The sequence below is a fragment of the Pseudoxanthomonas kaohsiungensis genome (genome assembly GCF_010211765.1).
Classification (GTDB): Bacteria; Pseudomonadota; Gammaproteobacteria; order Xanthomonadales; family Xanthomonadaceae; genus Pseudoxanthomonas; species Pseudoxanthomonas kaohsiungensis.
This window is the reverse complement of sequence record NZ_PDWO01000004.1, coordinates 243,571-250,433: the sequence shown is the minus strand read 5'-3', so window position 1 is coordinate 250,433 and position 6,863 is coordinate 243,571. Positions and strand designations below refer to the sequence as shown.

The window sequence follows — 6,863 nt, the reverse complement described above, 5'->3', positions numbered from 1 at the left end:
ACGCCATCGCCCGTCCCACGCCCTCGGGTCGCCCATGAGGATGGGCTCCTACAGGAGGCGGCGGCGCGGGCGCCTTTGTAGGAGCCGATTCATCGGCGACCCGAGGGCGTGGGACGGGCGATGGCGTCGGTGATCCCGGCCGCCTCGGGTCGCCAGCAAGCTGTGCTCCTACAAAGGCGGGATCGTCGCGACCGGGGCGCGGTTGTAGGAGCCGGGCTTGCCCGCGACCCGAGGGCGTGGGAGGGGCGATGGCGTCGGCGATCCGGCCGCCTCGGGTCGCCAGCAAAGCTGGGCTCCTACAAAGACGGGATCGCGGCGACCGGCGGCGCGGTTGTAGGAGCCGGGCTTGCCCGCGACCCGGGGGCGCGGGATGGGTGGTGGCGTCGGTAATCCGGCCGCCCTCAGGTCGCCAGCAAGCTGGGCTCCTACAAAGGCGGGATCGCGGCGACCGGCGGCGCGGTTGTAGGAGCCGGGCTTGCCCGCGACCCGAGGGCGTGGAAGGGGCGATGGCGTCGGTAATCTGGCCGCCCTCGGGTCGCCAGCAAGCTGGGCTCCTACAAAGGCGGTGCGCCGCCGGCTGGGGCTACTCCGCCTCGTATACCGGCTGGCCGTCGACCCAGGTGGCCTGGATCTTCAGGTCGTCCAGCTCGGCGGCGGGGACCGCCAGCGGGTCGCGGTCCAGGACCACGAAGTCGGCGCGCAGGCCGGGGGCCAGACGGCCGACCTCGCCCTCGTCGTGGCCGGCCCAGGCGGCGGTGGCGGTGAAGCCGCGCAGGGCTTCGGCGGCGGTCAGCTTCTGCCCGGGCAGCCAGCCGCCGGGCGGGTGGCCGTCGCGGTCGGTGCGGTTGACCGCGGCGAACAGGCCCAGGCGCGGGTCGACCTGTTCGACCGGGAAGTCCGAGCCCAGCGCCAGCGGCACGCCCAGGTCCAGGAACCGGCGCCAGGCGTAGGCGCCTTCCAGCCGGTCGGGGCCTAGGCGGTCGCCGGCCCAGGGCATGTCCGAGGTGGCGTGGGTGGGCTGCATCGAGGCGACCAGCTTGAGCTGGGCGAAGCGCGGGATGTCCTCGGCCGCCACCACCTGCGCGTGCTCCACCCGCCAGCGGCTGTCGGGCTGGGCGGTGCTGCCGGCCAGCGCCTGCGCGTAGGTGTCCAGCACCAGGCGGTTGCCGCGGTCGCCGATGGCGTGGCTGGCCACCTGCACGCCGCAGTCGCGCGCCTTGTACACGGCGATGGCGTAGGCGGCCGGGTCGGTGACCAGCAGGCCGCGGTTGCCGGGGTCGTCGCTGTAGTCGGCCAGCAGCGCGGCGCCGCGGCTGCCGAGCGCGCCGTCGATGTACAGCTTCACGCCCTCCATCTGCAGGCGTCCGCCGGGGTGGCGGTAGCGACCGTGCGCGCACAGGTCGGCCAGGGCGTCGCTGTTGCCGTCGGCGTAGGCGTCGATGCGCAGCGGCAGGCGACCGTCGTCGGCGAAGCGGCGCATCAGCGCCAGGTCGGCGCGCGAGACGCCCATGTCGTGCACGCCGGTGAGGCCGTTGCGCACGGCCGCCTCCAGCGCGCGTTGCAGGGCCAGTTCGCGGTAGGCCTCGGTGGGCGCGGGGATGGCCTTCTCGACCAGGCGCATGGCCGCGTCGACGAATACGCCGCTGGCCTGCCCGCCTTCGCGGACGATGCGGCCGCCGTCGGGCTGCCAGTCGCCGGCCAGCGCGCGCGCGTCGGCGGCCGCCTCGGCCGCGCGCAGGGCGGCGCGGTTGCCCCAGCCGGCATGGCCGTCGATCCGCACCAGCCAGACCGGGCGGTCGGGGAAGGCGGCGTCGAGGTCGGCGGCGGTCGGGAACTGCTGGCCGGGCCAGCGGTTCTGGTCCCAGCCCCAGCCCTGGATCCAGGTGTCGGCCGGCGCGGTGGCGGCGAACGCGCGCAGGCGCTCGATGACCTCGTCCTTGCTCGCCGCGCCGGACAGGTCGGCGCGCAGCAGCGCGTAGCCCAGCTCCATCACATGGGCGTGGGCGTCGATCAGGCCGGGGACGACGGTGGCCTTGCCGGCGTCGATGCGCCTGGCCTTGGGATAGCGCTTGCGCAGCTCCTGCGCGGTACCGGTGGCGACGATGCGGCCCTGCCCGTTCCAGGCGATCGCGGTGACCTGCGGCTGCGCGAGGTCTTCGGTGTGGATGCGCGCGGCAGTGAGGACGGTGATCTGGTCGGCGCCGGGGGGCGTGGGCGGCGGGGTGTCGTCGGCATCCGCGGGCGTGGCGGCGGGCGTCGATGCAGGCGCGGTGTCCTGGGCGGCGTGGGCGCCGGCCCCGGCACAGGCCAGCAGCAGCGCGAACGGGAGGACGTGGGCACGCAGGCGCATCGGTTTCTCCGGAAAGGACAGGCGCCGACTATGCCGGCGCCGGGCATCCGGGGGCAAACGGGGGCCTGCGTCACCGCCCTCTCTCCTCTTGTAGGAGCCGATTCATCGGCGACCCGGGGGCGCGGGACGGGCGATGGCGCCGAGGATCCGGCCGCCTCGGGTCGCCCATGAAGATGGGCTCCTACAGAAAGCGGCGGCGCGGGTAGCCTTTTGTAGGAGCCGATTCATCGGCGACCCGAGGGCGTGGTACGGGCGATGGCGTCGGTAATCCGGCCGCCTCGGGTCGCCCATGAGGATGGGCTCCTACAGAAAGCGGCGGCGCGGGTTGCCTCTTGTAGGAGCCGATTTATCGGCGACCCGAGGGCGTGGGACGGGCGATGGCGTCGGTAATCCGGCCGCCTCGGGTCGCCCATGAGGATGGGCTCCTACAGAAAGCGGCGGCGCCGGTTGCCTTTGTAGGAGCCGATTTATCGGCGACCCGAGGGCGTGGGACGGGCGATGGCGCCGGTGATCGGCCGCCTCGGGTCGCCCATGAGGATGGGCTCCTACATACGGGAAGGCGCCGACATGGCGTAGGCGCCTTCCCGCCTGCAGGGAGCGGCCGCTCAGCCGGCCAGTTCGGCTTCCAGGCTGATCGGCACCGCCGACAGGGCCTTGGACACCGGGCAGTTCTGCTTGGCGTCGTCGGCGATGGCGCGGAACTTCGATTCGTCGATCCCCGGGATCACCGCCTTCATCTTCAGGCGGATGTGCGACAGGGTCGGGCCGCCTTCCATCGACAGGTCCACTTCGGCGCGGGTGTCGATCGAGGTCGGGGTGAAGCCGGCCTCGCCGAGCTTGGCCGAGAACGCCATGGTGAAGCAGCCGGCATGCGCGGCGGCGATCAGTTCTTCCGGGTTGGTGCCCTTCTCGTCGCCGAAGCGGCTGTTGAAGCCGTAGCGGGTGTCGGCCAGCAGCCCGCTCTGCGGAGTGTTGAGCTTGCCCTTGCCGGTCTTCAGGTCGCCTTCCCAATGCGCGGTCGCGTTGCGGGAAATGCCCATGGTTCGTTCCTTGGTGGGTGGAGGGGACGGCCAGCCTAGCGGCGCGGATGTTAGCGGCCTGTTGCCGGGCGCCGTCCCAGAGCCTCGGGTCGCCGATGAATCGGCTCCTGCGAAGGGACCGCGCCACCTCTTGTAGGAGCCCATCCTCATGGGCGACCCGAGGTCGTCGAATATCCGTCGCATGGAGTGGCCGCCTCGGGTCGCCCATGAGGATGGGCTCCTACAACAACAACGCACCGCCGCCCGTTGTGCGCCGCAACGCCGGGCGAACGAAGGACGCGCTAAGGTACCCGTCCGCCATGACCGCCCGCCGGGTCCGCACCCCGGGCTGCACGCAATCGGCACCTCCTGGCACGCGCTCCCGGCCCGGACAGCCATGACGGCCCTTCAGACCCATCCACGGGAGGAACGGCCTCATGTCGTACGCAACCCATGACATCCGCAACGTGGCCCTCGCAGGCCACCCCGGCGCCGGCAAAACAACGCTGTTCGAAGCCCTGCTGCATGCCGGCGGCGCCCTGACATCGGCAGGCACGATCGAACGCGGCACCACGGTGTCGGACTTCGATCCGATGGAAAAAGCCCGCGGGCATTCGATGGACATCGCCATCGCCAGCATCGACCACGCGCCCACCAGCGACCGCGCTTTCCACCTCAACCTGATCGACACCCCCGGGTATCCGGAATTCCGCGGCCCTGCCCTGTCGGCGCTGGCCGCGGTGGAAACGGCGGTGATCGTGGTCGACGCCGACACCGGCGTGGAGCACGGCACGGTGCGGCTGATGGAACGGGCGAAGGAGCGCGGCCTGTGCCGGGCGATCGTGGTCAACAAGATCGACCACGAGCAGGCCGACTGCGCGCGCGTGCTGGCGCAGCTGCGCGAGATCTTCGGCCCGGAGGTGCTGCCGCTGAACCTGCCGGCCGACGGCGGCCGCCGCGTGGTCGACTGCTTCGGCAGCGGCACCGGCGAGTCCGACCTGGGGCCGGTGGCCGACTGGCACCAGCGCATCCTCGACCAGGTGGTGGAAGTGGACGAGGCGGCGATGGAGCACTACCTGGAAAGCGGCGAGGCCGGCATCCCGCCGCAGGAGCTGCACGACGCGTTCGAGCAGTGCCTGCGCGAGGGCCACCTGGTGCCGGTGTGTTTCGTCTCGGCGCGCAGCGGCGTCGGCGTGCAGGAGCTGCTGGAGATCACCGAGCGCCTGTTCCCGGATCCGACCGAGGCCAATCCGCCGCCGCTGCTCAAGCGCAACGGCCACGGCGACGAGCCGCTGGCCACCCGCGCCGATGCCGGCGGCCATGTGATCGCCGACGTGTTCAAGATCGTCAACGATCCCTTCGTCGGCAAGCTGGGCGTGTTCCGCGTCTACCAGGGCACGGTGCGGCGCGACTCGCAGCTGTTCGTCGACGACGGGCGCAAGTCGTTCAAGGTCGGGCACCTGTTCAAGCTGCGCGGCAAGGAGCATGCGGAGATTGAGGAGGCCATCCCCGGCGACATCGCCGCAGTGGCCAAGATCGAGGACCTGCACTTCGACGCGGTGCTGCACGACAGCCACGACGAGGACGGCGTGCACCTGGCGCCCACCGAGTTCCCGCGGCCGATGTTCGGGCTGGCGGTGCAGGCGGCCAGCCGCGGCCAGGAGCAGAAGCTGTCGCAGGCGTTGCAGAAGCTCACCGAGGAGGACCCGGCATTCCTGGTCGACCACAACGTCGAGCTCAACGAGACCGTGATCCGCGGCCTGTCCGACCTGCACCTGCGGGTGATGCTGGACCGGCTCAAGGACCGCTTCGGCGTGGACGTGGCCACCCGGCCGCCGCGCATCGCCTACCGCGAGACGGTGTCGACCCGGGCCGAGGGCCACCACCGGCACAAGAAGCAGACCGGCGGCGCCGGGCAATTCGGCGAGGTGTTCCTGCGGGTGGAGCCGCTGCCGCGCGGGAGCGGGTTCGAGTTCGTCGACGAGGTCAAGGGCGGGACGATTCCCGGCCAGTTCCTGCCGGCGGTGGAGAAAGGCGTGCGCCAGGTGCTGCAGGGCGGCGCGATCTCCGGCCATCCGCTGCAGGACGTGCGCGTGGTCGTCTACGACGGCAAGCACCACCCGGTGGACAGCAAGGAGATCGCGTTCGTCACCGCCGGGCGCAAGGCCTTCCTCGATGCGATCGCCAAGGCGCGGCCGCAGGTGCTTGAGCCGATCGTGGACCTGGAGGTGGGCGCGCCGGAGGCGCAGCTCGGCGACGTGACCGGCAGCCTGGCGTCGCGGCGGGCGCGGATCACCGGCACCGATTCGGTGCACGGCGAGGTCGTGGTCAAGGCGCAGGTACCGATGTCGGAGCTGGACGGCTTCGCCGCCGAGCTCAAGTCGCTCACCGCCGGCAAGGGCCGCTACGCGCTGGACTTCAGCCACTACGAACCGGTGCCGCCGCCGGTGCAGCAGAAGCTGGTGGAGGCGTACAAGCCGAAGCACGAGGAGGAGTGAGACGCCGTGCCGCGCGGGTGCAGGTGCAGGAAGGCGCCACGGCCTCCCCTTGTAGGAGCCGATTCATCGGCGACCCGAGGGCGTGGGAAGGGCGATGGTGGCGCCGATCTGGAGACCAGGGCCTTCCCCTTGTAGGAGCCGATTCATCGGCGACCCGGGGACGTGGGAAGGGCGACGGTGTCGGCGACCCGGCCGCCTCGGGTCGCCCATGAGGATGGGCTCCTACAAGAGCGGGTCGGCGCCGATCTGGGACCTTCCCTTGTAGGAGCCGATTCATCGGCGACCCGAGGGCGTGGGAAGGGCAATGGTGTCGGCGATCCGGCCGCCTCGGGTCGCCCATGAGGATGGGCTCCTACAAGAGCGGGTCGGCGCCGATCTGGGACCTTCCCCTTGTAGGAGCCGATTCATCGGCGACCCGAGGACGTGGGACGTGCGATGGTGTCGGCGATCCGGCCGCCTCGGGTCGCCCATGAGGATGGGCTCCTACAAGAGCGGGTCGGCGCCGATCTGGGACCTTCCCTTGTAGGAGCCGATTCATCGGCGACCCGAGGGCGTGGGACGGGCGACGGTGTCTGCGATCCGGCCACCTCGGGTCGCCCATGAGGATGGGCTCCTACAAGAGCGGGTCGGCGCCGATCTGGAGACCAGGGGCCTTTCCCTTGTAGGAGCCGATTCATCGGCGACCCGAGGGTGTGGGAAGGGCGATGGCGTCGGCGATCCGGCCGCCTCGGGTCGCCCATGAGGATGGGCTCCTACAAGAGCGGGTCGGCGCCGATCTGGGACCTTCCCTTGTAGGAGCCGATTCATCGGCGACCCGAGGGCGTGGGACGGGCAATGGTGTCGGCGATCCGGCCGCCTCGGGTCGCCCATGAGGATGGGCTCCTACAGACGAGGGCCGCGTCGATCTGGAGAACGAGGGCCTTCCCCTTGTAGGAGCCGATTCATCGGCGACCCGAGGGCGTGGGACGGGCGACGGTGTCTGCAACCCGACGCCCC

Annotated in this window: 3 protein-coding genes; 1 reads left to right on the top strand and 2 read right to left on the bottom strand. The window is 71.4% G+C overall.

Annotation, left to right across the window (positions count from 1 at the left end):
- Window positions 1-583: 583 nt before the first annotated feature.
- Entirely contained in the window at window positions 584-2,350 is a 1,767-nt protein-coding gene (locus CSC66_RS06795) for an amidohydrolase (RefSeq protein WP_162376631.1), read from the bottom strand.
- 605 nt (window positions 2,351-2,955) lie between these two features.
- Window positions 2,956-3,390 carry an OsmC family protein gene (locus CSC66_RS06790; RefSeq protein ID WP_162376630.1) on the bottom strand — a complete coding sequence of 145 codons (435 nt, stop codon included), beginning with the start codon at window positions 3,388-3,390 and terminating at the stop codon, window positions 2,956-2,958.
- A gap of 416 nt (window positions 3,391-3,806) precedes the next feature.
- Here CSC66_RS06790 and fusA point away from each other — a divergent pair, with 416 nt between their 5' ends.
- Window positions 3,807-5,867 (top strand): elongation factor G, encoded by a 2,061-nt coding sequence (fusA, locus tag CSC66_RS06785; protein WP_162376629.1) that lies wholly within the window; start codon window positions 3,807-3,809, stop codon window positions 5,865-5,867.
- Window positions 5,868-6,863: the final 996 nt, after the last annotated feature.

Excerpts from the sequence above, each read along its gene's own strand:
- CSC66_RS06795 (WP_162376631.1), bottom strand. The coding sequence starts at position 2,350 with ATGCGCCTGCGTGCCCACGTCCTCCCGTTCGCGCTGCTGCTGGCCTGT.
- CSC66_RS06790 (WP_162376630.1), bottom strand. The coding sequence starts at position 3,390 with ATGGGCATTTCCCGCAACGCGACCGCGCATTGGGAAGGCGACCTGAAG.
- fusA (WP_162376629.1), top strand. The coding sequence starts at position 3,807 with ATGTCGTACGCAACCCATGACATCCGCAACGTGGCCCTCGCAGGCCAC.